The organism is Bradyrhizobium sp. USDA 4516 (assembly GCF_054055915.1).
The window spans coordinates 7,290,586-7,316,772 of the sequence record NZ_JBSRXT010000001.1; the positions used below are offsets into that span (position 1 = coordinate 7,290,586).

26 protein-coding genes and 1 pseudogene are annotated in these 26,187 nt (G+C 65.1%); 20 read left to right on the forward strand and 7 right to left on the reverse strand.

Translation table 11 applies throughout. The annotated features are described in order from the left end of the window. Nucleotides 1-24 precede the first annotated feature (24 nt). The 6 genes and pseudogenes from ACVI1L_RS33325 (at nucleotide 25) to ACVI1L_RS33350 (ending at nucleotide 5,446) form a co-directional block, all read left to right on the forward strand. A complete protein-coding gene (locus ACVI1L_RS33325; RefSeq protein ID WP_028332199.1) occupies nucleotides 25-555 on the forward strand; it encodes a DedA family protein in 531 nt (176 codons plus the stop codon). 148 nt (nucleotides 556-703) lie between these two features. Continuing rightward, nucleotides 704-1,693 carry an MBL fold metallo-hydrolase gene (locus ACVI1L_RS33330; protein ID WP_057018593.1) on the forward strand — a complete coding sequence of 330 codons (990 nt, stop codon included), beginning with the start codon at nucleotides 704-706 and terminating at the stop codon, nucleotides 1,691-1,693. Nucleotides 1,694-2,035: 342 nt separating this feature from the next. Beyond that, the gene (locus ACVI1L_RS33335) at nucleotides 2,036-2,710 is read left to right on the forward strand and encodes an FMN-binding negative transcriptional regulator (RefSeq protein WP_456784813.1); all 675 of its coding nucleotides are present in this window, start codon (nucleotides 2,036-2,038) and stop codon (nucleotides 2,708-2,710) included. Continuing rightward, nucleotides 2,707-3,753, forward strand: coding sequence for an N-acetyl-gamma-glutamyl-phosphate reductase (argC, locus tag ACVI1L_RS33340; protein ID WP_057018591.1), 1,047 nt, complete (start codon nucleotides 2,707-2,709; stop codon nucleotides 3,751-3,753). Before ACVI1L_RS33335 ends, argC (ACVI1L_RS33340) begins: the two co-directional genes overlap by 4 nt. 120 nt (nucleotides 3,754-3,873) lie before the next feature. Further along, nucleotides 3,874-4,854 (forward strand): N-acetyl-gamma-glutamyl-phosphate reductase, encoded by a 981-nt coding sequence (gene argC / locus ACVI1L_RS33345; RefSeq protein ID WP_456784815.1) that lies wholly within the window; start codon nucleotides 3,874-3,876, stop codon nucleotides 4,852-4,854. A 14-nt stretch (nucleotides 4,855-4,868) separates the two neighbouring features. Continuing rightward, nucleotides 4,869-5,446 (forward strand): annotated as a pseudogene (locus ACVI1L_RS33350) (class I SAM-dependent methyltransferase). 50 nt (nucleotides 5,447-5,496) lie between these two features. On the opposite strand, the gene ACVI1L_RS33355 reads toward ACVI1L_RS33350, so the two are convergent. Further along, nucleotides 5,497-5,895: an MAPEG family protein gene (locus ACVI1L_RS33355; protein ID WP_316397214.1), complete on the reverse strand. Its 399-nt coding sequence runs from the start codon at nucleotides 5,893-5,895 to the stop codon at nucleotides 5,497-5,499. A gap of 73 nt (nucleotides 5,896-5,968) precedes the next feature. Beyond that, nucleotides 5,969-7,777 carry a PHA/PHB synthase family protein gene (locus ACVI1L_RS33360; RefSeq protein WP_456784817.1) on the reverse strand — a complete coding sequence of 603 codons (1,809 nt, stop codon included), beginning with the start codon at nucleotides 7,775-7,777 and terminating at the stop codon, nucleotides 5,969-5,971. 291 nt (nucleotides 7,778-8,068) lie between these two features. On the opposite strand from ACVI1L_RS33360, the gene ACVI1L_RS33365 reads away from it, so the two are divergent. The 7 genes from ACVI1L_RS33365 (at nucleotide 8,069) to ACVI1L_RS33395 (ending at nucleotide 15,896) form a co-directional block, all read left to right on the forward strand. After that, a complete protein-coding gene (locus tag ACVI1L_RS33365) occupies nucleotides 8,069-8,344 on the forward strand; it encodes a hypothetical protein (protein WP_057018586.1) in 276 nt (91 codons plus the stop codon). A 216-nt stretch (nucleotides 8,345-8,560) separates the two neighbouring features. Next, on the forward strand, nucleotides 8,561-9,781 hold the full coding sequence (locus tag ACVI1L_RS33370) for an LL-diaminopimelate aminotransferase (protein WP_016842955.1): 1,221 nt from the start codon (nucleotides 8,561-8,563) through the stop codon (nucleotides 9,779-9,781). Nucleotides 9,782-9,819: 38 nt separating this feature from the next. Beyond that, on the forward strand, nucleotides 9,820-11,139 hold the full coding sequence (locus ACVI1L_RS33375) for a homoserine dehydrogenase (protein WP_456784819.1): 1,320 nt from the start codon (nucleotides 9,820-9,822) through the stop codon (nucleotides 11,137-11,139). A 79-nt stretch (nucleotides 11,140-11,218) separates the two neighbouring features. Further along, nucleotides 11,219-12,217 (forward strand): class II fructose-bisphosphatase, encoded by a 999-nt coding sequence (gene glpX / locus ACVI1L_RS33380; RefSeq protein ID WP_050420275.1) that lies wholly within the window; start codon nucleotides 11,219-11,221, stop codon nucleotides 12,215-12,217. A gap of 127 nt (nucleotides 12,218-12,344) precedes the next feature. Beyond that, nucleotides 12,345-13,064, forward strand: coding sequence for a haloacid dehalogenase type II (locus tag ACVI1L_RS33385; protein WP_057018584.1), 720 nt, complete (start codon nucleotides 12,345-12,347; stop codon nucleotides 13,062-13,064). Nucleotides 13,065-13,217: 153 nt separating this feature from the next. Beyond that, nucleotides 13,218-15,059 (forward strand): single-stranded-DNA-specific exonuclease RecJ, encoded by a 1,842-nt coding sequence (gene recJ, locus ACVI1L_RS33390; RefSeq protein ID WP_456784821.1) that lies wholly within the window; start codon nucleotides 13,218-13,220, stop codon nucleotides 15,057-15,059. A gap of 18 nt (nucleotides 15,060-15,077) precedes the next feature. Beyond that, on the forward strand, nucleotides 15,078-15,896 hold the full coding sequence (locus ACVI1L_RS33395; protein WP_076828684.1) for an SDR family NAD(P)-dependent oxidoreductase: 819 nt from the start codon (nucleotides 15,078-15,080) through the stop codon (nucleotides 15,894-15,896). Between the two features lie 98 nt (nucleotides 15,897-15,994). Here the strand turns inward: ACVI1L_RS33395 and ACVI1L_RS33400 are convergent, their stop codons facing one another. Beyond that, entirely contained in the window at nucleotides 15,995-17,230 is a 1,236-nt protein-coding gene (locus tag ACVI1L_RS33400; protein WP_057018581.1) for a lytic murein transglycosylase, read from the reverse strand. Nucleotides 17,231-17,285: 55 nt separating this feature from the next. Further along, nucleotides 17,286-17,750: a MarR family winged helix-turn-helix transcriptional regulator gene (locus ACVI1L_RS33405; protein ID WP_245311608.1), complete on the reverse strand. Its 465-nt coding sequence runs from the start codon at nucleotides 17,748-17,750 to the stop codon at nucleotides 17,286-17,288. 206 nt (nucleotides 17,751-17,956) lie between these two features. On the opposite strand from ACVI1L_RS33405, the gene ACVI1L_RS33410 reads away from it, so the two are divergent. The 3 genes from ACVI1L_RS33410 (at nucleotide 17,957) to ACVI1L_RS33420 (ending at nucleotide 20,024) form a co-directional block, all read left to right on the forward strand. After that, nucleotides 17,957-18,436 carry a carboxymuconolactone decarboxylase family protein gene (locus ACVI1L_RS33410; protein WP_057018579.1) on the forward strand — a complete coding sequence of 160 codons (480 nt, stop codon included), beginning with the start codon at nucleotides 17,957-17,959 and terminating at the stop codon, nucleotides 18,434-18,436. Nucleotides 18,437-18,477: 41 nt separating this feature from the next. After that, complete coding sequence (locus ACVI1L_RS33415) at nucleotides 18,478-18,984, forward strand: cupin domain-containing protein (RefSeq protein WP_229162440.1); 507 nt, start codon at nucleotides 18,478-18,480, stop codon at nucleotides 18,982-18,984. 146 nt (nucleotides 18,985-19,130) lie between these two features. Beyond that, a complete protein-coding gene (locus ACVI1L_RS33420; protein WP_141341095.1) occupies nucleotides 19,131-20,024 on the forward strand; it encodes a dihydrodipicolinate synthase family protein in 894 nt (297 codons plus the stop codon). 21 nt (nucleotides 20,025-20,045) lie between these two features. Here the strand turns inward: ACVI1L_RS33420 and ACVI1L_RS33425 are convergent, their stop codons facing one another. The 3 genes from ACVI1L_RS33425 to efp form a co-directional block, all read right to left on the reverse strand. Further along, nucleotides 20,046-20,468 (reverse strand): DUF805 domain-containing protein, encoded by a 423-nt coding sequence (locus ACVI1L_RS33425; RefSeq protein ID WP_159109549.1) that lies wholly within the window; start codon nucleotides 20,466-20,468, stop codon nucleotides 20,046-20,048. Between the two features lie 328 nt (nucleotides 20,469-20,796). Beyond that, nucleotides 20,797-22,401: a M23 family peptidase gene (locus ACVI1L_RS33430; protein WP_456784823.1), complete on the reverse strand. Its 1,605-nt coding sequence runs from the start codon at nucleotides 22,399-22,401 to the stop codon at nucleotides 20,797-20,799. Between the two features lie 128 nt (nucleotides 22,402-22,529). Beyond that, a complete protein-coding gene (efp, locus tag ACVI1L_RS33435; protein ID WP_016844580.1) occupies nucleotides 22,530-23,096 on the reverse strand; it encodes an elongation factor P in 567 nt (188 codons plus the stop codon). 416 nt (nucleotides 23,097-23,512) lie between these two features. On the opposite strand from efp, the gene epmA reads away from it, so the two are divergent. The 4 genes from epmA to ACVI1L_RS33455 are packed head-to-tail and all read left to right on the forward strand — an operon-like array spanning nucleotide 23,513 to nucleotide 26,162. Further along, complete coding sequence (gene epmA, locus ACVI1L_RS33440) at nucleotides 23,513-24,565, forward strand: EF-P lysine aminoacylase EpmA (RefSeq protein WP_456784825.1); 1,053 nt, start codon at nucleotides 23,513-23,515, stop codon at nucleotides 24,563-24,565. After that, nucleotides 24,562-25,653 (forward strand): lysine-2,3-aminomutase-like protein, encoded by a 1,092-nt coding sequence (locus ACVI1L_RS33445; RefSeq protein ID WP_057018574.1) that lies wholly within the window; start codon nucleotides 24,562-24,564, stop codon nucleotides 25,651-25,653. The genes epmA and ACVI1L_RS33445 overlap by 4 nt, the downstream gene beginning before the upstream one ends. Beyond that, nucleotides 25,622-25,873: a hypothetical protein gene (locus ACVI1L_RS33450; protein WP_225644190.1), complete on the forward strand. Its 252-nt coding sequence runs from the start codon at nucleotides 25,622-25,624 to the stop codon at nucleotides 25,871-25,873. Before ACVI1L_RS33445 ends, ACVI1L_RS33450 begins: the two co-directional genes overlap by 32 nt. 43 nt (nucleotides 25,874-25,916) lie before the next feature. After that, nucleotides 25,917-26,162: a hypothetical protein gene (locus tag ACVI1L_RS33455; RefSeq protein WP_225644401.1), complete on the forward strand. Its 246-nt coding sequence runs from the start codon at nucleotides 25,917-25,919 to the stop codon at nucleotides 26,160-26,162. Nucleotides 26,163-26,187 lie beyond the last annotated feature (25 nt).

Below are 26,187 nucleotides of genomic sequence, written 5' to 3' on the forward strand. Positions count from 1 at the left end.
CGGAGCGGGAAGGCACACGACGAGATGGAAGACCTTGCGCGGGCCCTGGCCGAATTCGTGCGGCACCACCAGGCCTGGGCCGCTCCGATCGTCATGCTGCTGGCGTTCGCTGAATCGCTCGCCTTCATTTCATTGCTGGTTCCGGCCTGGGGCGCGCTGGTCGCGATCGGCGCCCTGATCGGCGTCAGCGGGATCAGCTTCTGGCCGATCTGGATCGCGGGCGGCGTTGGTGCCGCGCTCGGCGACTGGGTCTCCTACTGGTTCGGCTATCGCTACAAGGAGCAGGTCGCGCAGATGTGGCCCCTGTCGCGCTACCCGGAGATCCTGCCGCGGGGCGAGGCCTTCGTGAAGAGCTGGGGCGTGCCCAGCATCTTCATCGGCCGCTTCTTCGGTCCACTGCGCGCCTCGGTGCCGCTTGCGGCCGGCATTTTCGAGATGTCGTACTGGCAATTCCAGATCGCCAATTTCGTCTCCGCGCTGGTCTGGTCGGCGGCACTGCTGCTGTTCGGCGACGTCATTGCCCATGCCATCGAGTGGGTGTGGCGGGTGGTGTAGCAAGCTCCGGAATAAGGCCGACCTGCAGGGGTTAGGCGGGAGGGTAACCGCTCGCGCTGTCGGCATCGCGCGAGTATCGAAACGCTGATACAACCGCGCCCACCGGGCGCGAATTCATCGGGCGCAGTTTCACTGGGAAGGACAGCACATGGAATTGACACGACGTCATGCTCTCGCCGGCGCTGCCGGCATCGCCGCCGCACCGTTGCTATCAACCGTTCCTGCGGGCGCTGTGGCGCCGGTTGCCGACAAGCAGGCGCCGAGCTTCTATCGTTACAAGGTCGGTGACATCCTCGTCACCGTTGTGTCCGATGGCAAGAATGTCTTCAAGCTGGAAGACTCCTTCATCCCCAATGCGAAGCGGGACGACGTCAACGCGGCGCTGGAGAAGGCGTTCATGCCGCGCGACATGATGACGATCTGGTTCGCACCGCTGGTGCTCAACACCGGCGGCAAGCTGGTGGTGATCGACACCGGCAATGGCGCGCTGGCGAAGGCCAGCACGAAGGGCGCCAATGGCCTGTTCGCCGACAATTTCGTCGCCGCCGGCTTCGATCCCAGGAATGTCGACATGGTCGTGATCTCGCACTTCCACGGCGACCACGTGAACGGCCTCTTGACCGCCGAAGGCACGCCGGCATTCCCGAATGCCGAGGTGCTGGTGCCGGCGACCGAGTGGAAGTTCTGGATGGACGACGGCGAGATGAGCCGGGCGCCGGCCGGCCGCATGCAGGGCCTGTTCAAGAACAACCGCAATATCTTCGAAGCCGGCCTGAAGAAGAAGGTCACGCCGTACGAGTGGGGCAAGGAGATCGCGCCGGGCCTGACCTCGGTCGAGACCGTCGGCCACACGCCGGGCCACACCTCCTACGTGCTGGCCTCGGGCCCGGACAAGGTCTTCATCCAGTCCGATGTCACCAACAATCCGAACCTGTTCGCGACCAACCCCGGCTGGCATGCGTTCTTCGACCAGGACGGCGACGTGGCGGAGAAGACCCGCCGCCGCATCTACGACATGGTGGTTGCCGAGCGGCTCCAGGTGCAGGGCTTCCACTATCCGTTCCCGGGCCTCGGCCATGTGGTGAAGGACGGCAGCGGCTATCGCGTCGTGCCGGCACCGTGGAATCCGGCGATTTAAGGTGTCATTCCGGGGCGATGCGTAAGCATCGAACCCGGAATCTCGCGCCGCAACCTCTGGATTCCCCGATGCGCAATTGCGCATCTGTGGTTCGCGCGCAAGGCGCGCGCGCCGGAATGACGAAAGCAAATCTTGACGTCAAGGGGGCGCGGCCTTATAGCCGCGCCCATGATCAACGCCGCGACCATCATCATTGCCCGCCGCCGCCGCATTATCGCGGTATGGGCGGTCGCTCGCGTTTAAGACCATCGCCTCTGCCGCCGGACCCGATCCCGCGGCGCTCTCCTGAAAAAGACACGCGGTTCGATCTGGCGGCTCCTTCGTCATGCAGGAGCTTTGACAATGTATACGCCACCGCCCTTCAAGCCTGACCGTGCCGCGAGCCTTGCCTTCGCGGAAGCGCGTGGTTTCGGCATGGCCTGCGCGTGGGACGGCGGCAAGCCGATCGCCTCCGCGCTCCCGTTCTACTTGACTTACGCCGCCGACGGGACGCCGCGGGCGCTGTTTCATGTTGCCCGTCACAATCCGCTGGTAAAGCTGGCGGGCGGGTCACCTTGGCTGCTGGCCGTTACCGGCGCCGACGCCTATGTTTCGCCGGACTGTTACGTGTCACCCGATCAGGTGCCGACCTGGCTCTATCAGGCGGTGCATCTGACCGGGCCGGTGCGGACGTTGTCGGATGACGAGCTTGCCGTTCAGATCGACGCGCTGAGCGCCAAGTTCGAGGACCGGCTGCTGCCGAAAAAGCCGTGGGTGTCGGGCAAGATGACCGCCGCGAGGCTGGAAACCATGAAGAAGGCCATCGTGGGTCTCGAGATGATGGTGGAAGAGGTGGAGGGCAGCTTCAAGCTGAACCAGCACAAGTCTGAAACCGATTTCGCGGCGGTCGGCAACACGCTCGCTTTGCAGGCCGAAGCCGGTGCCCAGGACATCGCGGCCTTGATGCGCGAGGTGCGCCCGCAGGCTTTCGCGCTGATACAGACCGAGATGACTACGCTTCCGAGGAGCGAGCAATGACGAAGAAGAAAATCGGAATTTTGGGCGCGTCCGGCTACACCGGCGCCGACGCGGTGCGCCTGTTGGCGCGGCACCCGAATGCCGAAATCACCGCGCTTACCGCTAACACCCATGCCGGCAAGACGATGAGCGAGGTGTTTCCTCACTTCTTCATGCTCGACCTGCCAAAACTCGTGGAATGGGAAAAGGTCGACTGGACGCGGCTCGATGCCGTGTTCTGCGGACTGCCGCACGGGACGACGCAAGAGATCATCGCCGCGGTGCTGAAAGCCAATCCCAGAATCAAGATCCTCGATATGTCCGCGGATTTCCGGCTGCGCAACAAAGACAGCTACGCGCAATGGTACGGGCATGAGCACCGGGCGCTCGAATTGCAGGACGAGGCGGTCTATGGGCTGACCGAACTCTACCGGGAGGAGGTCACGGCCGCGCGGCTGGTAGCCTGTCCCGGCTGCTATCCGACGGCGGTGCTGCTGGCGCTTGTTCCGCTGGCGAAGGCAAAGCTGATTGACGTCGACGACATCATCATCGACGCAAAGTCGGGCGTCACCGGCGCCGGACGCGGACTGAAGCAGAACACGCTGTTCAGCGAGGCCGGCGAAGGGTTGTCGCCCTATTCGATCGGAAGCCATCGACACTCGGCGGAGATTGAGCAGGAGATTGGCGCGGCCGCTGGCTCGGCTGTGACGGTGAACTTCACCCCGCATCTCATTCCGATGGCGCGGGGTGAGTTCTGCACATCCTATGTCAAGCTCAACGGGGCTACGCCGGACGATTTGCGCGCCGAGCTGGAAAGGGCCTACGCCAACGAGCCGTTCGTATATGTGACGAAGAAGGGTGTGCTGCCACAGACGCAGAACGTGCGTGGTTCGAATTATGTTCAGATCGGCGTCGTCGCCGACCGGATCAAGAACCGCGCCATCGTGCTCTCGACGCTCGATAATCTTGTGAAGGGTTCGGCCGGACAGGCGATCCAGAACATGAACCTGATGTTCGGCTTGCCCGAAACCACCGGACTGGAGCAGATCGCGCTGTTTCCATGAGCGGGGGTTGTTGTCGCTGGCGAGGGGCGCTCAATCTAAGGATAACTGCTCATCCCCGTTGGCGGCGCAGGCGCGGCCAGATGTGTTAAACGAAACGAACGAGCTCGAAAGGAACGTGCCATGACCCTCACCGACACCAACCAACCGAAAACCAGGAGCGGTGCGACCAAGGCCACCGTGTTCGTCGATGGCGGCTCAGGCACCACCGGCCTCGGTATCCAGGAACGGCTGCACGCGATCGGCGACGTCGCGGTGAAGCACATCGCCGAGGACAAGCGGAAGGACGCCGGCGCAAAGCGCGCGCTGATGGAGGAGGTGGATCTCGTGATCCTCTGCCTGCCTGACGAGGCCGCCAAGGAGACCGTGGCGCTGATCGACACGATGGGCAATGCCGCGCCGAAAGTGCTCGACGCCTCGACGGCCTATCGCGTTGCGCCCGACTGGGCATACGGTTTCCCCGAGCTCGCGCCCGACCAGGCCGACAAGATCCGTAACGCGAAGAAGGTCTCCAATCCGGGTTGCTATCCGACCGGCGCGATCGCGCTGCTGCGGCCGATCGTCGATGCCGGCGTGCTGCCGGCGGATTATCCCGTCACCGTCAACGCGGTGAGCGGCTATTCGGGCGGCGGCAAGTCGATGATCGCCAGCTTCGAGGACGGCTCGGCGCCGGCCTTCGAACTCTACGGCCTCGGCTTCGAGCACAAGCACGTGCCGGAGATGCAGCTCTACTCGCATCTGACGCGAAGGCCGATCTTCATCCCGTCGGTCGGCAACTACCGGCAGGGCATGCTGGTCTCGGTGCCGCTGCAACTCGACGCGCTGCCGGGCAAGGTGACCGGTGCCGACCTGCAGGCTGTTCTCGCGAAGTGGTACGCGGGCAGCAAATATGTCTCGGTGATGCCGCTGCAGAACGAGGCCGCCAAGGGCGGGCGGCTCGAGCCGGAGGCGCTCAACGAGACCAACCAGCTCGAGCTCTACGTCTTCGCCAGCGACAAGCACCGCCAGGCGGTGCTGGTCGCGCGGCTCGACAATCTGGGCAAGGGCGCCTCGGGTGCCGCGGTCCAGAACATGCGGCTGATGCTCGGGCTGGCCGACAGCTGACGGCGACGCGGATCGTGGACGACGCCACGCTGCAGTTCTATCGGCGCAATGCCGAGGCCTATGCCGGGTGGGCGAAAGCCCCGTCCACCCGGCTGATCGGCTTTCTGAAGCTGCTGCCGCCGGGCGGCGCGATCCTCGAACTCGGTTGCGGCGCCGGCAATCATGCCGCCGTCATGCTCGCCGAAGGCTTTGTGCTGCGTGCGACCGACGGGTCGCCCGAGATGGCCGAGGTCGCGGCGCGCCGCATCAAACATCCCGTCGAGGCGATGCTGTTCGATGAGCTCGAGGACCGCGAAGCCTATGACGGCGTCTGGGCCAGCGCCTGCCTGCTGCACGTGCCGCGCGACGAATTGGCCGGCATCATCGGGCGCTGAAACCCGGTGGCGTTTTCTACGCGAGCTACAAGATCGGCCATGGCGATGGCCGCGACAGCATCGGCCGCTACTACAATTATCCCGCGGCGGACTGGCTCGCTGCGACCTACGCCGCGTCAGGGGCGTGGACGCAAGTCTCGTCCGACACCAGCGAGATCAAGAGCTTTGACGAGGCGCCCGCGACGATGCTGCACATCGTGGTGCGCAAGGGCGGCTAGTTGATGCCGCGCCGGCGCGGCTGTCGCCGCAACCGGCGGGAAGTCGGAGCTCAGACGACTTTGAAGATCGCGAGCGCCAGCACCGCCTGGGCGAGGAAGCCGACCGTAAAGGCCAGGGTGCGGAACACCGGCAGGCCGAGCGTGTACACGATCAGGTGGGCGAGGCGGGCCCAGAAATAGACGGCGCAGGCGAGCACGGTCCATTTGGTGGAATAGTCGGCCGCGTTGAGGATCAGGACCAGCGGCGCGAAGATCACGAGGTTCTCGACCGCGTTGTCATGGGCGAACATCAGCCGGTTGGCCCATTCCGCGTGCGGCTTGTCGTTGCGCGAGGGGTTGCCCATGGCGGCGGAGAGGCCGCGCACCTGGCAGCGGTTGATGATGTAGGGGATCCACAACAGCCCGGTCAGGATCACCGTCAGTGACAGCCAGAACAGTTCGCGCGTCATCGTCTCCCCCTCACGTGAATTCGATTCCCGACCGTCGGGACCGTCTGTTTATAGCTGAGCGGAAGAGTTGGCGCTACGCGCGGACGCGGACATAGCTGCCCGGGGCGTCCTCGAGCACCTGCGTGCCGTTGGAGCCGACCATGCGCGCCGGGACCGTCTCCGGGTCATGGCTTTCCAGCCAGCCGCGCCAGTCGGGCCACCACGAGCCCTTGTGCTCCTCGGCGGCCTTCAGCCAGTCGGCGAGCTTCATGTCCTTGATGTTGTCGTTGGTCCAGTACTGGTACTTGTTCGACGCGGGCGGATTGACCACACCGGCGATATGGCCGGAGCCGGACAGCACATATCTCACCGGGCCGCCGAAGAACTGCGAACCGTAGAGCACCGATTCCGCCGGCGCGATGTGATCCTCGCGGGCGGCGAGGTTGTAGACCGGCACCTTCACCTTCGACAGATCGAGCAGCGTGTTGTCCAGCACCATGGTGCCGGTCGACAGCCGGTTCTCCAGATAGCAGTTGCGCAGGTAGTAGGAGTGGTTCGACGACGGCATCCGCGTCGCATCCGAATTCCAGTGCAGCAGGTCGAACGAGGACGGCGTCTGGCCTTTCAGATAATTGTTCACGACATACGACCAGATCAGGTCGTTCGAGCGCAGCATGTTGAAGGCCATCGCCATCTTGCTGCCCTCGAGCACGCCGGATTCCTGCATGTCGCGTTCGAGCGCCGAGATCTGGTCCTCGTCGACGAACACCAGGAGATCGCCGGCATGGGTGAAGTCGACCTGCGCGGCAAAGAACGTCGCCGACGTCACGCGCTGGCGGCGCTTCTCGGCGAGATAGGCGAGCGTCGAGGCGAGCAGGGTGCCGCCGACGCAATAGCCGGCGGTATGCACCTTCATCTCGCCGGTGACCTTCTCGATGACGTCCATCGCCGTCAGCGGGCCTTCGGTCATGTAGTCGGCCCAGGTCTTCTTGCCGAGCTCCTTGTCCGGATTGACCCAGGAGATCACGAACACCGTGATGCCCTGGTCGACGCACCATTTGATGTAGGATTTCTCGGGGCGCAGATCGAGGATGTAGAACTTGTTGATCCAGGGCGGCACGATCAGCAGCGGCGTGCGCAGCACGTTCTCGGTCGCCGGCGAATACTGGATCAGCTGCATCAGCTCGTTCTGGAAGATCACCTTGCCCGGCGTCGTCGCCATGTTGACGCCGACCTCGAGATTGCTCGAGTCGGACTGGCGGATCCGCAGCGTGCCGTGGCCGGCCTCGATATCCTCGGCCAGCATCTTCATGCCGCGCACCAGATTGTCGCCATTGGTCTCGACGGTGGCGCGCAGCACCTCCGGATTGGTCAGCACGAAATTCGACGGCGCCAGCGCGTTGGTGATCTGCTGGACGTAGAATTCGGCCTTCTTGCGCGTGTGGGGATCGATCCCGTCGGCGTCATGGACCAGCTGCTGCGCCCATTTCGCGGTCAGCAAATAGAGCTGCAGGATGAAGTCGAAGAACTGGTTCGACTTCCATTCCGGATCCTGGAAGCGCTTGTCGCGCGGGGCCGGGGCGATCGCCGGCTTGGCATCGGCCTCGCCTGCCATGCGGCGCACCGCCGCGCCCCAGAGATCGAGATAGTCCTTGCCGAGCTGCATCTGCAGCGACGAGGCGCGCTCCTTGTCGGACAGCCAGTATTCGGCGATCACGCTGAAGGTCTTGATGACCTCACCGAGCTCATTCGGCGGCTTGTCCCGGACTTCTCCGGTCTGGCGCGGCTTGAGATATGCTGCCAGCGCCTGGCCGCTGCTCTCCATCGCCCGCGCGATGTTCATGGCGAAGGCTTCGGCGTTGAATTTCGGGGTGGCCTGGGTGTCGGTACTAACGTTGCTCATCTGAGGTACAATATCGCGTCGTTTGGAGGGCGTCATCGCGCGGTGCGGCAACGCAAATCAGTCAAAATCCAGCATTTCGCTCTGTTGCGGTGCGAGAAAAAATCTTTGTTCCGTCATATTGAAGCCTCAGGGGTCGCTTTTGGTGTTTCCGCTTTAAGCGTTTCGGGCGACAATGGTTTGAAACGCTAAAGTCGAAATTAACGCAGCGGGGACGCTGCAAGGCTCGTACCAGTGCGACCCGTGTCGGCAACGTGCGACGTGCGCGCTAGCTTGTTGGGGACAATTCGGCGCATGCCGATCGATCGAATGAACAGGGGGCTCGCGGCCGCAGTGCTGCTCGCGTCGTTGGTGGCGCTGAGCGGGTGCTCGAGCACGATCGCCGATATGACGATGCCGGCCGATGCGCCGGCGCGCGAGAAGGACGCCGCCGGCTACCTGCCGGTCCATGATCTTCCGCCCGACCGCGCCGATCCGACGATCAAGCCGGCGGACCAGGCCAAGATCGAGCAGGAGCTGATTGCCGCGCGCGCGCGCCAGGCCTCGACGGCTGCCCAAAGCGGGAAGTAGCGCCCGACAAACGGCCGATCAGCGCTGGCGCCGCCCGGTGTCCGTGCTAAAAGAAACCCAGTTCAACCGCAGATCCGGCAGTAGCCCCCAGATCGTGCGCCTGAATTCGCTCTAAGTCATTGATTCAGTGCGATTTCTGTCAGAGGCCGAGCCGGCTTCCGCAAACTACGCCAAGGGGGTCGATTCTGGCATCGCGGTTGTCGGAGCAAGGGTCCCATGGAAGATTTTTACCGCATTCGCCGTCTGCCGCCTTATGTCTTTGAGAAGGTCAACCAGGCCAAGGCGGCCGCGCGCAACGCCGGGGCCGACATCATCGACATGGGCATGGGGAACCCGGACCTGCCCACCCCGCCGCATGTGATCGAGAAGCTCAAGGAGACGCTGGGCAAGCCGCGGACCGACCGCTACTCGGCCTCGCGCGGCATCAACGGCCTGCGCAAGGCCCAGGCCGCCTATTATGCGCGCCGCTTCGGCGTCAAGCTCAACCCCGACACCCAGGTGGTTGCGACGCTTGGCTCGAAGGAGGGGTTTGCCAACGTCGCGCAGGCGATCACGGCGCCGGGCGACGTCGTGCTGTGCCCCAATCCGAGCTACCCGATCCATGCCTTCGGCTTCCTGATGGCGGGCGGCGTGATCCGCTCGGTGCCCTCGGAGCCGACGCCGCAGTTCTTCGAGGCGGTCGAGCGGGCGATCATCCATTCGATCCCGAAGCCGATCGCGCTGATCGTCTGCTATCCGTCGAACCCGACCGCCTACGTCGCGGACCTCGACTTCTACAAGGATCTCGTCGCGTTCGCGAAGAAGCACGACATCTTCATCCTGTCCGATCTCGCCTATGCCGAGGTTTATTTCGACGAGAACAATCCGCCGCCGTCGGTGCTGCAGGTGCCCGGCGCGATCGACGTCACCGTCGAGTTCACCTCGATGTCGAAGACGTTCTCGATGGCCGGCTGGCGCATGGGCTTTGCGGTCGGCAATGAGCGGATCATCGCGGCGCTGGCGCGGGTCAAATCCTATCTCGATTACGGCGCGTTCACGCCGGTCCAGGTGGCGGCGACCGCGGCGCTGAACGGTCCCGACGACTGCATCCGCGAGATGCGCGACACCTACCGCAAGCGCCGCGATGCGCTGGTCGAGTCATTTGGTCGCGCCGGCTGGGACATTCCGCCGCCGCAGGCCTCGATGTTCGCCTGGGCGCCGCTGCCCAAGGCGTTCGAGGCGGTCGGCAGCATGCAGTTCGCGACCCTGATGGTGGAGAAATCCGGCGTCGTGGTGTCGCCCGGCGTGGCGTTCGGCGAACATGGCGAGGGCTATGTCCGCATCGCGATGGTGGAGAACGAGCAGCGCATCCGGCAGGCCGCGCGCGGCGTGCGCCGCTTCCTTGAAAGCGGCATCGAAACGTTGCACAACGTCGTTCCTCTCGCCAACCGACGCTAATCCTTCCAGGTTGCTTAATCTCCAGGTCCCTTAAATCCATGGTCGCACCCCTGAACGTGGGCATAGCGGGGCTCGGCACCGTCGGTGCCGATGTCGTCCGCCTCATCGAAACGCAAGGACGTGCGCTGGCCGAGCGCAGCGGCCGCGGCGTTCGCGTCGTCGCGGTCACGGCGCGCTCGAAAGCCAAGAAGCGCGGCCTCGACCTGCGCGGCATCGCCTGGGCGAAGAGCCCCGAGGCGCTCGCCGAAGATCCCGATATCGACTGCTTCGTCGAATTGATGGGCGGCGCCGGCGATCCCGCGCTGTCCGCGATCGAGACCGCGCTGAAGGCCGGCAAGTCGGTCGTCACCGCCAACAAGGCGCTGATCGCCAAGCATGGACTGCGTCTCGCCGCGGCTGCCGAGAAGCACGGCGGCGCGCTGAATTTCGAGGCGGCGGTCGGTGCGGCGATCCCGGTCATCAAGACGCTGCGTGAGGGCCTCGCCGGCACCAGCGTCAACCGCGTCTACGGCATCCTCAACGGCACCTGCAATTACATCCTGACCCGGATGGAGCAGGAGGGCCTGTCGTTCGAGGAGTGTCTGAAGGACGCCCAGCGTCTCGGCTATGCCGAAGCCACCCCGTCGTTCGACGTCGATGGTCATGACACCGCGCAGAAGCTCGCGATCCTGGCCAGCCTCGCCTTCGGAACCAAGGTCGCGGAAAGCGCGGTTTACGTCGAAGGCATCTCCTCGATCACGCCGGAAGACCTCAAGGCCGCCGCGGAACTCGGTTACCGCGTCAAGCTGCTCGGTGTCGCGGTGCGCACGGCAAAGGGCATTGAGCAGCGCGTGCATCCGACCATGGTGCCGAAATCATCCTCGATCGCGCAGGTGATGGGCGTCACCAACGCTGTCGCGATCGACGGCGAGGGGATTCCGCCGATCACGCTGGTGGGGCCGGGCGCCGGCGGCGGCGCGACGGCCTCCGCCGTGGTCGCCGACATCGCCGACGTCGCCCGCGGCATCCGCGCCAAGCCGTTCGGCCGTCCGGTGGAGCGGTTGCGCGACACCACCAAGGCGCCGATGGAACGCCATGAAGGCGGCTATTATATCCGCCTGATGGCGCGTGATCTTGCAGGCACTGCCGCAACAATCGCCACCCGGCTGGCGGAACAGAAGATATCTCTGGAATCCATCGTGCAACGGCACCCGGATGGCGTCGATGTGAACGGTGCGGCCAAAAAACCTTCACCGGTCCCGGTCATTCTGATTACCTATGCGACCAGCGAGGATGCCGTGCATCGTGCGCTGGCCGCAGTGCAGCGCGATAAGGTCATCAGCGGCCGGCCGCAGGTGATCCGGATCGAGAAAAACTAGCGCATGGCCTGAACGGGTCGGGCGTGAGACGATTGATGCGGGCAGGCTGGCCTGTCCCAGAGGCTTAAGGAGTACGCCGATGTCGACCCATATTTCCGTTCCGCCGCAGATGCTGCTCGAGCGCATCCTGACGCTCGAAATCGTGCGCGTGACGGAGCGCGCTGCGGTGTCGGCCGCGCGGCTGCGTGGCCACGGCCAGGAGAAGGCCGCCGACAAGGCCGCGGTCGACGCGATGCGGCGCGAGCTCAACAAGCTGCCGATCGAGGGGACGGTCGTAATCGGCGAGGGTGAGCGCGACGAGGCGCCGATGCTGTTCATCGGCGAGAAGGTCGGCCTCAATGCCGGCCCCAAGGTCGACATCGCGGTCGACCCGCTCGAGGGCACCACGTTGTGCGCCAAGAACATGCCGGGCTCGATCGCCACCATGGCGATGGCCGATGGCGGCACGCTGCTGCACGCGCCCGACGTCTACATGCAGAAGATCGCGATCGGCCCGGGCTACGCCAAGAATGTGATCGAACTCGACGCGCCGCCGGCCGACAATGTCCGCCGGCTCGCCAAGGCCAAGGGCGTCGACCCGACCGCCATCAACGTGCTGGTGCTCGATCGTCCGCGCCATGCCGACATCATCAACAGCGTGCGTTCGACCGGCGCTGCCGTGCAGCTGATCACCGACGGCGACGTCGCCGGCGTCATTCACTGCGCCAAGCCCGATGAGACCGGCGTCGACATGTATATCGGCACCGGCGGCGCGCCCGAGGGCGTGCTCGCGGCGGTCGCGCTGCGCTGCATCGGCGGCCAGATGCAGTGCCGCCTGATCCTCGACACCGAGGAGAAGCGCGAGCGCGCGCACAAGATGGGCGTCACCGATCCGAAGATGATCTACGGCATCGAGGACATGGCCAAGGGCGACTGCCTGTTCGCCGCTACCGGCGTCACCACCGGCTCGCTGCTGACCGGCGTGAAATTCAAGAAGGACGTGATCGAGACCGAGACGGTCGTGATGCGCTCGGTCACCGGCACCGTGCGCTACATCAAGGCCGAGCATCGGCAGCTCGAGAAATTCCACCTGGACTGAGGACGAGCCTACAACAACCGTCATTCCGGGGTGCGCGAAGCGCGAACCCGGAATCTCGAGGTTCCGGGTTCGATGCTTCGCATCGCCCCGGAACGACGGACCAAAAACAACAACAAGGGAGACGCGCATGTCCGATCTGTCCGGGGTCAAGGCGCTGGTGTTCGACGTGTTCGGGACCGTGGTCGACTGGCGCACCAGCCTGATCAACGACTTCACCAGATGGGGCGAGACGCGCGGCATCAAGGCCGATTGGACCGCGCTGGTCGATGGCTGGCGCGCGGTCTATGCGGCCTCGATGGACGAGGTGCGCAAGAACCCGCAGAACGGCTACGTCATCCTCGACGTATTGCACCGCCGCTCGCTGGAAAAACTCGTCGCGCAATTCGACATCAAGGGGCTGAGTGAGGCCGATTTGCAGCATCTGACGCTGGGCTGGCATCGCCTGCACGGGTGGCCCGACAGCGTCGCCGGCCTGACCCGGCTGAAGACCAAATACATCATCTCGCCGCTCTCCAACGGCAACGTCGCGCTGCTCACCAACATGGCGAAGTTCGCAGGCCTACCCTGGGACCTCGTGATGTCGGCCGAACTGTTCGAGCACTACAAGCCCGATCCGGAAACCTATCTCGGCGCCGCGAAGCTGCTCTGCCTGCCGCCGGAGCAGGTGATGATGGTCGCCGCCCACAATTACGACCTGAAGCACGCGCAGAAGCTCGGCCTGAAGACCGCCTTCGTGGCGCGTCCGACCGAATACGGTCCGCTGCAGAAGTACGATTTCGAGGCCACCGGCGAGTGGGACATCGTGGCCAAGGATTTCGGGGAAATCGCCAGCCGAATGGGCTGCTAGAACTGGTCCACAAATCATCGAAGCGTTACGATTCCTGCCGGACGCATCGGCCCTGATTGGATCAGGACCGATGTTCCGGATTTTTGTTTGACGCGTTTTCTTCACGCGAACCGGTGCCCACTTCGCTTGAAAACGCTCTGTTCGGAAGGGCTCATGACGCTGCACGCATCCGCACTGCCCGTCGAGGCGCCACAGGCGTTCCTCGGCGTGACGCGGTCGCTGACCGGAAAACTCTGGCGCGACCGGCTGGATGCGCGCGGGGCGGCGCGGGCGCTCGCGATCGTGCAGCGCTATCAATTGCCGGAAATGCTGGCGCGCGTGCTGGCGGGGCGCGACGTCGGGATCGACGAGGTTCCCGACTTCCTCGACCCGACCATCCGCAAGCTGATGCCGGATCCTCACACGGTCACCGAGATGGAGCACGCGGCCAAGCGCATCGCGGATGCCGCGGTGCGCGTTGAGAAGGTTGCGATCTTCGGCGACTATGATGTCGACGGTGCGACGTCGGCCGCGCTGCTGACCTGGCATCTGCGCCACTGCGGGCTGGACCCGCTGATCCACATTCCCGACCGCATTTTCGAAGGCTACGGGCCGAACGTCGACGCCGTGCGTGCGCTGGCGGCGAAGGGCGCGACGCTGCTGGTCACGGTCGATTGCGGCACCACCAGCATCGAGCCGCTGGCGGAAGCCAGGAAGCTCGGGATGTCGGTCGTCGTGATCGATCATCACCAGACCGGCGATGTGTTGCCCGAGGTCGATGCACTGGTGAATCCGAACCGGCCCGACGATCTCTCCGGGCTCGGCCATCTCGCAGCGGTCGGCCTCGTGCTGGTGACCTTGGTCGCGGTGAATCGCGAACTGCGCCAGCGCGGCTTCTGGACCGGCGAGATGCCGGAGCCGGACCTGCTCAGCGTGCTGCATCACGTCGCGCTCGGCACCGTGGCCGACGTCGCGCCGCTGATCGGGCTCAACCGGGCCTTCGTCGCCAAGGGCCTGATCGCGATGCGTCGCCGCGACCATGTCGGCCACACCGCGCTGATGGATGTCGCGCGCCTGAACGGCCCGCCGGAGGCCTGGCATCTCGGCTTCATGCTGGGACCGCGCATCAATGCCGGCGGCCGGATCGGGCGCGCCGATCTCGGCGTGCGGCTATTGCTCGAAGGCGATATCTCGGAAGCTGCGCGGATCGCGGCCGAGCTCGATCGCCTCAATGCCGAACGGCGCGTGATCGAGCAGGCGGCCGAGGCGCAGGCCGAGGCCGAGGCGCTGGCTTCGCTCGGGCTCGAGGACAAGGGCGCTGTCATCGTCACCGCGGCGGAAGGCTGGCATCCCGGCGTGGTCGGGCTTGTGGCGGCGCGGCTGAAGGAGAAGTTCGCGCGTCCTGCGTTCGCGATCGCGCTGGAGCCCGGCGGCATCGGCACCGGATCGGGCCGCTCGATCGGCGGCGTCGATCTCGGCAAGGCGGTGCGGCAGGCGGTGCACGACGGCCTTTTGATGAAGGGCGGCGGGCACGCGATGGCGGCCGGCGTCACGCTGCGCAAGGAGAAGCTCGCCGAATTCCGCGCTTACATGGAGAGCGCGCTGGCGGCCGACGTCGCCAATTCGCGGCACGAGAACGAGCTGTTCATCGATGGCGCCGTGAGCGCGCGCGCGGTGACGCCGGAGTTCGCCGCGACGCTCAATCGCGCGGGTCCATTCGGCAGCGCCAATCCGGAGCCGGTGATCGCGCTGCCGTCGCATCAGCTGGTCTATGCCGACGAGGTCGGGCAGGCGCATCTGCGGCTGCGTTTCAAGTCCGGCGACGGCTCCATCGTCAACGGTATCGCCTTCCGCTCCGTCGGACAGAAGCTCGGCAGCGCCTTGACGCAAAATCGCGGCCAGCAATTGCACGTGGCGGGCTCTCTTGCGGTCGACCGTTGGCAAGGCACCGAACGTGTGCAATTCCGTGTCCTCGACGTCGCGGTGCCGGATCAGGGCCCGACGGTGATCCGATAAGAAACGTTGGGAGAGGACATGTCAGGACAGGTTGAAGGCAAGGTCGCGCTGGTGACCGGCGGCGCATCGGGCATTGGCGAGGCCATCGTTGAATTGCTCGCGCAGGAAGGCGCGACCGTTATTGCGACCGATATCGATGAGTTGAGGGGACCCGAGCTCGCCGCGCGGCTCACCAAGGCCGGGCGGAACGTGACCTTCTTGCCGCAGGACGTCACCAGCGAGGAGCGCTGGATCGAAATCATCAGTGAGATCGGCAAGCGCCATGGCCGCCTCGATATCATGGTCTCGAATGCCGGCATCGGCATCGGAGCGCCCTCGATTGTCGAGATGTCGCTCGCGGACTGGCGCCGCCAGACCGCCATCAATATCGACGGCGTATTCCTGTCGGTGAAGCACTCGCTGCCGCTGATGCGCAAGCATGGCGGCGGCTCCATCATCATGATGTCGTCGCTGGCCGGCCTGCGCGGCGCGGCGACGCTCTCCGGCTACAGCGCGACGAAGGGCGCGGTGCGGCTGTTCGCCAAGTCGATCGCGATGGAATGCGCGCAGATCGGCGACGGCATCCGCGTCAACTCGGTGCATCCCGGCATCATCGACACGCCGATCTGGGGCAAGATCCCGACCGGCGCGACCGGCGCCGGCCAGAACGCGCCGATCGATCCGGAGGAGCGCGCGAGGTTCGCAACACCGCTGGGCCGCGCCGGCCAGGCCATCGAGATCGCCCAGGGCGTGCTCTATCTCGCTTCCGACGCGTCGCGTTACGTCACAGGCAGCGAGCTCGTGATCGACGGCGGCATGAATGCCGGCGGCGTCGTGCGGCAGCCTGCGAGCCGGTAGGAGCGAACTGTCGTAGCCCGCATGAGCGGAGCGATATGCGGGAAATGCGTCCCCGGGTATCGCTTTCGCTCACCCGGGCTACGCGGATCGCATGATGGCTACCCGCCTTGCCGTAGCCGCGCCAGCACCTTGAGCCCGCCGTAACCGTCGGCGGGCAACAGGCCCATCTTGATCTGAAAATCCTTGATCGCCTTCATGGTGTCGTTGCCGACGCGGCCGTCGGTGCCGCCGGTGTCGAAGCCGGCCTTGGTCAACCGCGTCTGCATCTCCTGCACCTCGGCGAGCGTCAGCGCGCGCTCCGAGCCCGGGAAGGGCTGGATGAAGGGCGGCCCGCCGAGGCAGCGATCGCCGAGATGGCAGATCGCCAGCGCGTAGTTCATCGACGGGTTGTAGCTCTTCACCGAATTGAAGTTCGGACCGAGCAGGAAGGCCGGGCCCCCCGCGACCGGGATCCACAGTTGCGCTGATGCGTTCGGCTGCGGAAACGGCTGGCCGTCGGCTCTGACGACGCCGGCGCTGGCCCAGGCCGCATAGGTGCGGCTGCCGCCGGTGCCGCCGCCGGGCGCGCGGACCTCGTAGCCCCAATGCTCGCCGCGGTGCCACTTGCCGCGGTTGACGAGATATTTCGCGGTCGAGCCCAGCGCGTCGTCGGGCCGGCCGAACGGCGAGACCTTGCCGTCGCCGTCATAGTCGAAGCCGACATTGAGCCAGACTTCCGGCATCCACTGCGAATGACCCATCGCGCCGGCCCAGGAGCCGTTCATCTCCTCAGGCGTGCTCCAGCCGCGCTGCACGATCTTCATCGCGTTGATCAGCTCGGTCTCCCAATAGGCCTTGCGGCGCGGCTCGTTCCAGGCGAGCGCCGCCAGCGAGGGAAACACCGGCGTCATGTGGTTCTGCTGCACCAGCGGATCGCCATAGGCCGACTCGACGCCCCACAGCGCGAGCAGCGTGCCGCGCTCGACGCCGAAGTCGCGTTCGATCCGGCCGAACAGCGCCTCGTTCTTCTTCAGCGCCTCCTTGCCGTGAATGACCCGCCAGTCGGAGACGCGGCGATTGATGTACTGCCAGATCTGCTCGTGGAATTCAGGCTGGTTACGCATCTGCCTGAACACGCTCATGTCGGGCTCGATCCGCCCCATGCAGCGATTCCAGGTCGCCTCCGAAATGCCTTTTGCGAGCGCGCGGGCGCGAAAATTGTCGCGCCACTGGTCGAAGCCCGGAGGGGCGGCGGCGAGCGCGCCGAGCGGATTGACGAGCGCCACGCCGGCCGCGAGCCCAGCCATCAGGACGGCGCGGCGGGCAGGGGATTTCGGAGAATCAGGCTGTTTCATCGGGCCAGTGTAGCGGCGCCGATCGGGTGAGCCAAAAGCCACGCCGCCGCAGGAGCTATGTATCTTGCAAATCTGTGGCGATTTTTGACAGCCATTGCCGGACAATTTGCTCCGACCTCGCGTCGAGGCTAGCGGCGAGCCGCCGCTCCTGGGCCTGGGCGATCTGCCGGCATTTCTCCAGCAGCGCGGTTCCATGGCCGGTCAGGGTCCATTGCAACACGCGGCCGTGGACGGGGTGCGGCGTCTTGCCGATCGCGCCGTCGCGCTCGAGGTTGCGGATGATCACGCTGACGGTCTGCGGCGTCAGCAGCGCGACGCGAGCCAGATCGGCGCCTGAGAGCCCCGGATAGGCTTTCAGCATCGTCAGCACGACGAATTGCGGCGAGGTGACGCCGAGCCGTCCCAGCTGGCGCTCCATCGACAGCCGCGAGGCCGCGTGGGCCTGACGCAGCAGATAGGCGAGATAGCCCTGCTCGCCGCGCTTGCCTTCGCCCGGCGCCGGAACGGAAGGGGCGAACATGACGTCGCCTGCGCTCGATCCCGCATTCGCTGCGGCCCGTCGACCGGCGGCTTTTCCGACCGGGCGCCGCTCGGCGGTGCCCGATTTGCCTCGTTTCCGCATTGCCGCCATGTCGCGTGCTGCCGCCTTTGCCGATGTCCGCATCTTGCCGACGATATCAGAGCTCTGATAATATCTCAGTACACTGATAACATGAGGCTAGGCCAATGTCACATGCCCGCAAGGAATACACCGACTTCGAGAAGCTCGCGCCCGACGTCTTCGCCGCGGTGCGCGCGCTCGGCCAGTTCGCGGCGAAGGCCGGCCTCGACAAGCAGCTGCTCGAACTCGTCAAGCTGCGCGCCTCGCAGATCAACGGCTGCGCGTTCTGCGTGCAGTATCACATCCTGCAGGGCGAGAGCCTCGGCGTGCCCGCCGACAAGCTGAACCTCGTCGTGGTGTGGCGCGAGGCGCCGCAGTTCACGCCGCGCGAGCGCGCCGCGCTGGCCTGGACCGAAGCGTTGACGACCCTGCCGAACGGCGTCAGCGACGAGGTCTATGCGCAGGCCACCACCGAATTTTCCGAGCAGGAGCTGACTTACCTGACCTCGGCGATCGCATCGATCAATGTCTGGAACCGGTTCGGCGCGGCCTATCGCTGGACGCCGCCGCCGCGCCGGCAGCGTGCAGACGCGGCGGCTTCGTAACGTCGAGGCGGATCAAACGGCAACCGACAGGGAGAAAAGCAATGACCTCGATGGCAATGACACCATCCCTTCCATTCGCGCGGCCGCCGCGGCCGGTCGCGCTGGCCGTGATCGCGGGACTGGCCTCCGCCTTCGTGATCGGCAAGGCAGTGCCGACCCCGATGGACGCGATCTCTTCTGTGATCGCGCCGCTGTGCGCCAGCGCCAATGCGGCGTCACCGCTCGACAAGGTCGAGGTCATCACCTCGCACGCGCTGCCCAATGTGGCGGGCAAGCGTGTCACGGTGGTGCGCGTGTTCTATGGTCCCGGTGGCTTCACGCCGCCGCACCGCCATTCCGGTTCGGTGACGGCCTACATCACCAAGGGTGAAATCCGCTCCCAGCTCGGTGGCGGGCCGGTCGAGACCTTCAAGGTCGGCCAGTCCTTCTTCGAGCCGCCGGGCTCGACCCACATGGTCTCGGCCAATGCGAGCACGACGGAGCCGGCGGAACTGATCGCGGTGTTCGTGGCGGACGAGGGCGCGCAGCTGACCACGATGCTCGAATAGCGATCGGTGGGCGCTCGCTCTGCAAGACGTGCGCACTGGACCAGTTTGGGGCCCAGTTCGCGTGAAACTGGACCTTGCGCGCAACGGGGCGTGTCGATTGATTGCACGACAGGTTGCGGCGACGGTTGCCGACGAGGGACAAATCGATGATCAGCCTGAAGGGGCTCTCTGCCTTCCCGATAACACCTTCGAGCCGGGATGGGCGGGTCGATGTAGGCGCGCTCCGCGCCTTGCTCGACCCCTTGATTGCGGCGAAGGTGGATTCGGTCGGGCTGCTCGGAAGTACCGGCTCATATCCCTATTTCAGCCGTGATGAGCGGCGGCGCGCCGTGCAAGCGGCCATCGCCTCGGCGGCCGGCAACACACCAATACTGGTTGGCATCGGCGCACTGCGCACCGACGATGCGGTGCGGCTGGCTCAAGATGCGCGTGATGCCGGCGCGACGGCGGGCCTGTTGGCGGCGGTTTCCTATACCCCGCTAACCGATGACGAGGTCTTTGAGCATTTTCAAACCGTGGCCCGCGAGAGCGGGTTGCCGATCTGCATCTATGACAATCCCGGAACGACTCATTTTCAATTCACGCCGGCTCTCATCGGCCGTCTGAGCCGGGTCGAGGGAATCGTCGCGGTGAAAAGTCCGGCGCTGGATGCTTCGACCGTGGCGGGCCATCTCAGGGAATTGCGGGCTGTGGTTCCGGACGGCGTTGCGTTGGGTTACAGCGCCGACTGGAATTGCACCGAGGCGCTGCTGGCGGGCGGAGATACCTGGTACAGCGTTGTCGCAGGAATCTTCCCGAAGGTCTGCGTGGACATCGTTCGCGCCGCGAGGAGCGGCGATGCGGCCCGGGCGCGAGAGTTCAACGCGCGTCTGCAGCCGATTTGGGATCTGTTCAGGACATATTCCAGTCTGCGTGTTGTCTACGCACTTGCCAATCTCAGAGGGGTCTGCGCGGCCGAGCCTCCACGTCCGATATTGCCGCTGCCCGCGGACGCTCAGAGGCGCGTCAAGGAGGCGTTGGCTGCGATGGAGATCGACTGATCGCAACCACGGCGGAGGGCGCTAGATGCCGGCGCGCGCCAGCGGGTCGCGGCCGAACCGGTTGTCACCCTTCGATCCCGGCAGCACGCTCAGCGTTGCGACGAGCGCCAGATAGGGGACCCAGTATTTGACGTGCAGCGCGGCGGCGAGGTGGGGAACGGCGAGGATCGTCAGCGCCCACCAGCCCGAGACGTTGAGGTCGTGCAGCCGCTTCACCAGGATCGCGGCGAACGGCCACAACGACAACATGAGCAGCAAGCGCAGGACGGACAGGTCGTCGGCGGGCGGGCTGCTGTCATAATACCGCGGACCGTGGTCGAGCCTTACGCCGATGCGAATGATGAGCATGTCGACCAGCACGAGACCGAAAAATCCCAGGCCGAATTCCTGCCGGCTGATGCGGCCTTTCACCGAAAGAAAGAACCAGCGGAAGGTCGAGAGCATGCTTGGTTGTGGTCCAGCCTGAATGGGCATCTGATAGAGACTTGCGTCCGACGGTCAAAGCGGGACAGGTTCCCGCGGATTGCTGCTTCCATCATGATCATTCAAGCTGGCAATTGTCGCCGCGACATGGCGCGCATCGATGCGATTCCGAATGGAACCTGCGGTGGGCGTTTGCACAATTTCGGAATAATGGAATAATGCCGCTGATTTGCCCGACGTGTCAAGTTGTCGTGTCGAACGACGGCAGCCGCCGGCTACTTTGCATGGGGTTGTTTTCGATATTTTGGCAGTGCGCCCCGAACCGGTGTCCCCTTCGCTCGACAACACTCTAATTGCCGCCGCCTTCCTGGGTGTCGATGCGATGCACGACGTCGTCGGGCAGGGCATGGGCCACGGCGGCTGCAAGCCCGGGCTCCGGTCCGATCTCGCGGCCGCGGCCACGGATCAGCCGCTCATAGGCCGACACCAGCGTGGTGTAGGGATTGACCCACAGCCAGCCGTCGCGCGTAAACAGCTGGACGTCGAAATGCAGATGCCGCGATGTGCCGTTGGGGTGGTCGAGATAGTTCGAGACCACGCCGATCTTCTCGCCCTCGCTGACGCGGCGTCCGTTGAGCAGGCCGTCTGCATCCATCACTGACGGGTTCATGTGCATGTAGCGGAAGCGGACATGCTCGGTGCGGGTGTTGACCTGCAACGTCGCGGCCTGCTGCTGCGCCGAGCGGATCACGATACTGTCGCGCACCGCAACGACCGCCTGCTGCTTGGGGTCGCAGCCATCTTTGCTGTCGACAGGACATGCGCCGGGGCGGATGTCCTGGCCCTGATGGCCGTAGCCGCTGGCGCATTGGCCGACCTCGAAGCTGCGCGCCTCGCAGAAATTGTCTTGCCAGGGATACGTGTCGATGGCCGCGCCGGGCTTGCGCTTGGCGAAGGATTGCGAGTGGGCGAAGGCCGGCGCCTTCTCGAGCGGAAAGCGGATCTGCGAATAGACGGTGAAGTCGGCGTGGCCGCCTTGTTGCCTGCGGCCGCCGCTGCCCGCGACGATGTCGCCGCTCGGGTGGTAGGTGAAGTCGGCGGATTGCGCGGCCGGCCGCTCGGCGATGTCGGAGGCGACGTCGCTGCGTGGCCGTGACGGCTGGCCGCCGACAATGCGCAGGGCCCTCAGAAACCGCTCGGCGACCGGATAGGCCTCGCGGCAGGCCAGCCGCTTCGGCCGCGGCGCGCTGTCGAGGCACTGGATCGAGACGACATAGGGAATTCCGAAGCGGGTGAAGGCGTAGCGGACATAGCCCTCGCGAATGAAGCGGCGCAGGTCCGGAAACTGCGCGGCCAGCGTCCTGACCGGCTCGCCCTTGCCGCCGAGCCGGTCGGCGAGGTCGTAAACCAGGATCGAGCCGGAAATCTGCACCTCGACCGGCTTTGCAAATGTCCGCGGCGGCAGGCCGTCGCCGGCGCCGGGGTCGAGCGAGAACACGGCATCGTAGCCCGATGCACCGGCATGGAAGAAATCGACCGCGCGGAAGTCGGCCTGGTAGCGCGCGATCGACAGGCTGTCCAGCGCACCGTTTTGCCGCGCGTCGAGATAGCTTGCGGGGTCGAGCGGCAGCAGCACCGGGATCGGGCTCTGCGCAATGCCGGGAAACAGCGGCGCTGTCACCGCGTTCAACTGCACCAGCGCAGGCGTCGCCCGCGGATCGGTGGCGGGCACGCGGCGCTGGCCTGCGAAAGTGAAGCCGGCGGCGATGGCCGGGCGGCTGCCGATCTCCTGCCGCAGCTGGTCGAGCACGGCGCGCCATTCGACCCGCGTGGCCGAGATCGATGGCGTTCGGAATTCGTCGGCATGGGCGCCGGGAAGAGGCGAGAGCAGGGCTGCCAGCCAGCAACTGACGAAGCTGACCACCTTCCTGTTCACTGCACACCCCGGGCTCATGTCTGATCGCCCGTAAGACTAAAGCAAGTTCCGGAAAAGTGTGTAGCGGTTTTCGGTAAAGTTGACGCTTAACCAACAAGTTGAGGCGCGGTGACGATTCATTTCAAATCCCACCGCGCCTCAAGCGCTCAGTCCTTGGCGCGTTCGACGTAGGAACCGTCTTCGGTCATGACCACGATGCGCGTGCCCGTGGTGATGTGCGGCGGCACGCCGGTGCGCAGGCCGTTGGACAGCATGGCCGGCTTGTAGGACGAGGAGGCGGTCTGGCCCTTGGTCACAGGCTCGGTCTCGACCACTTCCAGCGTCACGCGCTGCGGCAGCTGGATCGCGACCGGGTTGCCCTCGTGCATCGAGAGCTTCACGGTCATGTTCTCCTGCAGATACGGCGCGGACGAGCCGACGATCTCCTTGGAGACCTGGACCTGGTCGTAGTTGTCGTTGTTCATGAAGTGGAAGCCGTCGCCATCTTCATAGAGGTAGTTGTAGTTGTGGTCCTCGACGGTGGCCTTCTCGACCTGGTCGGTGGTCTTGTAGCGCTCCGAGACCTTCACGCCGTCGCCGATGCGGCGCATTTCGATCTGGCTGACCGGGGTGCCCTTGCCGGGATGAATGTTCTCGGCGGACAGGACCACATAGAGCTTGCCGTCCTGCTCGATGACGTTGCCCTTGCGGATGGAACTGGCGATGACTTTCAAAGGTGTTTTCCTGAATTTGAGAGCCTAAGGGCGCCAACCGGATCGGCAGCCCCTCGGCCATGGCGGCGATTTCGGGCTGCAACATACTGATTTGTCCCTGAGATGCCAGTCTTTTGCGGCCGAATTCGCAAGGTTGCCAACCGTCCCGGCCGTCCCGATCGGCCCTATTTTTCGGCCATGGGCTCATCCGTTTCATCGAATCTGCGGATGGGACGCGCGAGCCGTGGTTCAGGTTCAGCCACGCGCGCGCATGGACAAGGTGCGCGTCTTTCGACAAGAAGGGATCAGCCTCGCTGCGTTCCGCGGAGGCTCGGGCTGTGTAGGCTTATGAATTTGTGTGGAATCAATCGGTTGCGCGGGACTCTTGAGTGCGGATGGCGGCTCGTTGATGTTGAATCCGTGAGGATGCTCTGGCGATGACAGCTCATGACCGGCCGTCGCCCTGGTGGATGCCGCAGCGCTATGCCGACCGCAGGCCGTTCCTGCAGGCGCGGACGGCGATCACGCGAGCGCTGCGCGCCTGGTTCGAGGAGCAGGGATTTGCCGAGGTCGAGACCGCGATCCTGCAGATCTCGCCGGGCAACGAGACCCATCTGCACGCTCCTCGCACCGAGCTCAGGCAGGCCGATGGCTCACATGCGCCCCGCTATCTGCGCACCTCGCCGGAGTTCGCCTGCAAGAAGCTGCTCGCGGCCGGCGAGCCGAAGATTTACGAGTTCGCGCGGGTGTTCCGCGACCGCGAGCGCGGCGACCTGCATCTGCCCGAATTCACCATGCTGGAATGGTACCGCGCCAATGCCGGCTATGACGCCATCATGGCCGACACGATCGTGGTGATCGCCCATGCGGCTCAGGCGACCGGGATCGGCCGGTTTTCATTCCGCGGCAGGACGGCCGATCCGTTTGCGGAGCCGGAGTTGTTGACGGTCGCGGCAGGTTTCGAGCGCTTCGCCGGCATCGATCTGTTGGCGACGATCTCAGGCGGCGAAGGCGACCGCGAAGCGCTGGCGTCGGCTGCAGCAGCGCGGGTGCGGGTTGCAGATGACGACACCTGGTCCGATATCTTCAGCAAGGTGCTGGTCGATCATATCGAGCCTCATCTGGGACAGGGCCGTCTGACGGTGCTGTTCGAATATCCGTCGCCAGAGGCCGCGCTGGCGCGCACCAAGGCCGGCGATCAGCGCGTCGCCGAGCGTTTCGAGGTCTATGCCTGCGGCGTCGAGCTCGCCAACGGCTTCGGCGAGCTGACCGACGCGGCAGAGCAGCGCCATCGTTTCACCGCAGCGATGGATGGGAAGGCCCGCCGTTATGGCGAGCGCTATCCGCTCGATGACGATTTCCTTGCCGCGGTCGGCCAGATGCCGGAGGCCAGCGGCGTCGCGCTCGGCTTCGACCGGCTGGTGATGTTGGCGAGCGGCGCGCCACGAATTGATCAGGTGGTCTGGACGCCGCCTGCGGGAGAGACATGAACAGGATCGATGCAAAACTGGCGGCGACGCTGCGACAGCCGCGCGAGCTGGTCGATGCCGGGCTCGCGCCGGTCGCAGCACTGGCCGGGCTCGAGCGGGTTGCTGCGCGCTACGCGGTCGCGGTGACGCCGGAGCTCGCCGCGCTGATTGATCCGGCCGATCCCGCCGACCCGATCGCGCGGCAGTTCATCCCGAGCGCCGACGAACTCGTCGAGCAGCCGGGCGAGAACGCCGATCCGATCGGCGACGATGCGCATTCGCCGGTCGCCGGAATCGTGCATCGCTATCCCGATCGGGTGTTGTTCAAGCTCGTCCATGTCTGCGCGGTGTATTGCCGGTTCTGTTTCCGGCGCGAAATGGTCGGGCCGGGAAAGGCCTCGGCCTTGTCCGATGACGCCTACCGTGCGGCGCTGGATTACATCCGCAGCCATCCGGAGATCTGGGAAGTCATCCTGACCGGCGGCGATCCCTTGATGCTGTCGCCGCGCAGGCTGACCGAGATCATGGCCGATCTCGCCGACATCAATCATGTGAAGATCGTTCGCCTCCACACCCGTGTTCCGATCGCCGATCCGGGCCGTATCAATCCCGAGATGATCGCGGCACTGCGGGTCGAAGGCGCGACGACCTGGATTGCGATCCATGCCAACCATCCGCGTGAGCTGAGCAACAATGCCCGCGCAGCGTGCGCGCGCCTTGCAGACGCCGGCATTCCCTTGGTAAGCCAGTCCGTCCTGCTGCGCGGCGTCAATGATGATGCTGCGACGCTCGAGGCGCTGATGCGCGGCTTCGTCGAGTGCCGGATCAAGCCCTATTATCTGCATCACGGCGACCTTGCGCCCGGCACAGCGCATTTGCGCACCACGATCGAAGCCGGGCAGGAACTGATGCGGGCGTTGCGCGGGCGTGTGTCCGGACTTTGTCAGCCGGATTATGTGCTCGACATCCCCGGCGGCCACGGCAAGGCGCCGATCGGCCCGAGCTATTTGTCGCAGCCGGCTTCCCGCGAACGTGAAGATCCGATGGAACGGCGCTACCGTATCGTCGATTATTGTGGTGACGTTCATCTTTACCCGCCGCAATCCTGAGGCGGCGATGAGCGGGGCCGGGGACGGACGGCAGGAGCCGCCCGAGGATGAGGGCAACCGCAGCATCGAAAATGCTGTGATGTTCGGCTTCTTTGTGGTGCTGGTCGCCGCGGGAATCTGGCTCCTTGGCACGATGGCCGATATACGGAAGGTACAGGATTGCGCAGCGCAGGGGCGACGCAACTGTGCTACCGTCGAGGTGCCGGAACGGGCGCGATAGGGTTGAGAAGCGGAGACGCGAGATGCGGAAGACAGTTTTGTTGATGGCTCTGATGATGGTTGCGGCCGGAGCGCCCCAGCTTGGCATCTCCCAAGCCTGGGCGCAGCAACAGGGCGGATCGTCCTCCATGCAGAAGGGCGGGACGGTCCCGGAGGCGCCGATCGGACATCGTCAGCCGCGCCGCGGCGACGTTGGCAGCGAGAAGAATATCAGCGATCCGAACAGTCAGGCCAACAAGGAAGACGCGGCGCTCGACAGGAAGATCAAGAGCATCTGCCGCGGTTGCTAACCCACGCAGCTGACCGGCGAGGCGC

Excerpts from the sequence above, each read along its gene's own strand:
- ACVI1L_RS33330 (WP_057018593.1), top strand. The coding sequence starts at position 704 with ATGGAATTGACACGACGTCATGCTCTCGCCGGCGCTGCCGGCATCGCC.
- ACVI1L_RS33385 (WP_057018584.1), top strand. The coding sequence starts at position 12,345 with ATGTCCGATCTGTCCGGGGTCAAGGCGCTGGTGTTCGACGTGTTCGGG.
- ACVI1L_RS33375 (WP_456784819.1), top strand. The coding sequence starts at position 9,820 with ATGGTCGCACCCCTGAACGTGGGCATAGCGGGGCTCGGCACCGTCGGT.
- ACVI1L_RS33420 (WP_141341095.1), top strand. The coding sequence starts at position 19,131 with ATGATCAGCCTGAAGGGGCTCTCTGCCTTCCCGATAACACCTTCGAGC.
- ACVI1L_RS33425 (WP_159109549.1), bottom strand. The coding sequence starts at position 20,468 with ATGCTCTCGACCTTCCGCTGGTTCTTTCTTTCGGTGAAAGGCCGCATC.
- ACVI1L_RS33395 (WP_076828684.1), top strand. The coding sequence starts at position 15,078 with ATGTCAGGACAGGTTGAAGGCAAGGTCGCGCTGGTGACCGGCGGCGCA.
- ACVI1L_RS33445 (WP_057018574.1), top strand. The coding sequence starts at position 24,562 with ATGAACAGGATCGATGCAAAACTGGCGGCGACGCTGCGACAGCCGCGC.
- ACVI1L_RS33430 (WP_456784823.1), bottom strand. The coding sequence starts at position 22,401 with ATGAGCCCGGGGTGTGCAGTGAACAGGAAGGTGGTCAGCTTCGTCAGT.
- ACVI1L_RS33455 (WP_225644401.1), top strand. The coding sequence starts at position 25,917 with ATGGCTCTGATGATGGTTGCGGCCGGAGCGCCCCAGCTTGGCATCTCC.
- glpX (WP_050420275.1), top strand. The coding sequence starts at position 11,219 with ATGTCGACCCATATTTCCGTTCCGCCGCAGATGCTGCTCGAGCGCATC.
- ACVI1L_RS33400 (WP_057018581.1), bottom strand. The coding sequence starts at position 17,230 with ATGAAACAGCCTGATTCTCCGAAATCCCCTGCCCGCCGCGCCGTCCTG.
- ACVI1L_RS33325 (WP_028332199.1), top strand. The coding sequence starts at position 25 with ATGGAAGACCTTGCGCGGGCCCTGGCCGAATTCGTGCGGCACCACCAG.
- ACVI1L_RS33410 (WP_057018579.1), top strand. The coding sequence starts at position 17,957 with ATGTCACATGCCCGCAAGGAATACACCGACTTCGAGAAGCTCGCGCCC.
- ACVI1L_RS33415 (WP_229162440.1), top strand. The coding sequence starts at position 18,478 with ATGACCTCGATGGCAATGACACCATCCCTTCCATTCGCGCGGCCGCCG.
- argC (WP_057018591.1), top strand. The coding sequence starts at position 2,707 with ATGACGAAGAAGAAAATCGGAATTTTGGGCGCGTCCGGCTACACCGGC.
- ACVI1L_RS33365 (WP_057018586.1), top strand. The coding sequence starts at position 8,069 with ATGCCGATCGATCGAATGAACAGGGGGCTCGCGGCCGCAGTGCTGCTC.
- ACVI1L_RS33405 (WP_245311608.1), bottom strand. The coding sequence starts at position 17,750 with ATGTTCGCCCCTTCCGTTCCGGCGCCGGGCGAAGGCAAGCGCGGCGAG.
- recJ (WP_456784821.1), top strand. The coding sequence starts at position 13,218 with ATGACGCTGCACGCATCCGCACTGCCCGTCGAGGCGCCACAGGCGTTC.
- ACVI1L_RS33335 (WP_456784813.1), top strand. The coding sequence starts at position 2,036 with ATGTATACGCCACCGCCCTTCAAGCCTGACCGTGCCGCGAGCCTTGCC.
- ACVI1L_RS33355 (WP_316397214.1), bottom strand. The coding sequence starts at position 5,895 with ATGACGCGCGAACTGTTCTGGCTGTCACTGACGGTGATCCTGACCGGG.
- epmA (WP_456784825.1), top strand. The coding sequence starts at position 23,513 with ATGACAGCTCATGACCGGCCGTCGCCCTGGTGGATGCCGCAGCGCTAT.
- ACVI1L_RS33370 (WP_016842955.1), top strand. The coding sequence starts at position 8,561 with ATGGAAGATTTTTACCGCATTCGCCGTCTGCCGCCTTATGTCTTTGAG.
- ACVI1L_RS33360 (WP_456784817.1), bottom strand. The coding sequence starts at position 7,777 with ATGAGCAACGTTAGTACCGACACCCAGGCCACCCCGAAATTCAACGCC.
- argC (WP_456784815.1), top strand. The coding sequence starts at position 3,874 with ATGACCCTCACCGACACCAACCAACCGAAAACCAGGAGCGGTGCGACC.